This is a genomic window from Psychrobacter sp. bablab_jr014, from assembly GCF_016464015.1.
GTDB lineage: Bacteria > Pseudomonadota > Gammaproteobacteria > Pseudomonadales > Moraxellaceae > Psychrobacter.
In genome coordinates this window covers 1-1192 of record NZ_JACDXT010000003.1, presented here as the reverse complement: position 1 = coordinate 1192, position 1192 = coordinate 1, and the positions used below count along the sequence as shown (strand labels likewise).

Annotated in this window: 1 protein-coding gene; it reads left to right on the top strand. The window is 40.4% G+C overall.

Features of this window, described 5'->3' with window-relative positions:
- Window positions 1-175: 175 nt before the first annotated feature.
- Entirely contained in the window at window positions 176-1171 is a 996-nt protein-coding gene (locus JIE71_RS00650; RefSeq protein WP_199506804.1) for an IS4 family transposase, read from the top strand.
- The last annotated feature ends 21 nt before the right edge of the window (window positions 1172-1192 follow it).

Below are 1192 nucleotides of genomic sequence, written 5' to 3'. Positions count from 1 at the left end.
CTCTGCACACGACAAAAAAACAAAAAAGTCTGTTAAAGCAAAGGCATAATAGTAATTTTTAAGACGAATCAGACCATGCCAAACTTTAACAGACTTAGTGAAACTTTAACCCAAAACCTGAGTATGAACAAGGCAAGAATCACATGTTTGAGCCTAATGATAATAGCCCTGATTACTGCTCAAAGCAGTAATCTTAAAAAAAATAGCAAGACACCTTCCTAAGGGTGGCAAGACCGACAGTCACTATCGAAGACTACAGCGTTTTTTTGCCGAAGCGAGGATAGACTACGATCAACTGGCTTTAATGATATATCGACTATTTGGGCTAGGCAAAGTCACCTTAACCATTGACCGCACCAACTGGAAATGGGGTAAAAGTAACCTCAACATCTTTATGCTAGGGGTGGTATATAAAGGGATAGCCATCCCCTTATACTGGCAAATGCTAGATAAGCGAGGTAATACAAACCATCTTGAACGCTGTGAGCTTATTGAGCGGTTTATCAAACAATTTGGCAAAGATAACCTTGAGATGATAGTGGCAGACAGAGAGTTTGTTGGCGAAAAATGGTTTAACTGGCTCACCAATAATCACATACCCTTTGCCATACGGATTAAGAAGAACAGTAAAGTTAAGAATCATCATGGCAAGTTGGTACAGATTAAAGAGTTATTGCGCCATGTTAGCCATCAAGAAACATATCGACATGGGCGAATACTGACTGTCGATGGTTGTTTGGTTCGAGTATTTGCCAAGCGTGATAAAGACTATGGTTTAGTGATTGTCGCAACCAATCAACTAGAAACAGTGGATGCGATGACAAGCTATGCTAAGCGTTGGGAAATTGAGACTTTATTTGCTTGTCTAAAGGGGCGTGGCTTTAATCTTGAAGATACCCACTTAACCCATCTTGATCGAGTCAGTAAATTAGTCGCAGTGAACGCCTTAGCATTTTGTTGGGCTTATCATGTCGGTATTTATAAAGACAAAGATAAGCCGTTAAAGCGCAAGTTAAAGTCAAACGCTCGACCTCAAGCCAGTTTGTTTGCGCTTGGCCTGGATGTGTTGATTGAGGGCCTTCACTTGGTGTTCTTTAACAATGATAAGAATGTATTTCGACAGTTAGTTAGCTTTTTAACCCCTAAACCTATGAAAATCGGGTGGGGATGATTTTTTTGTCGTGTGCAGAGG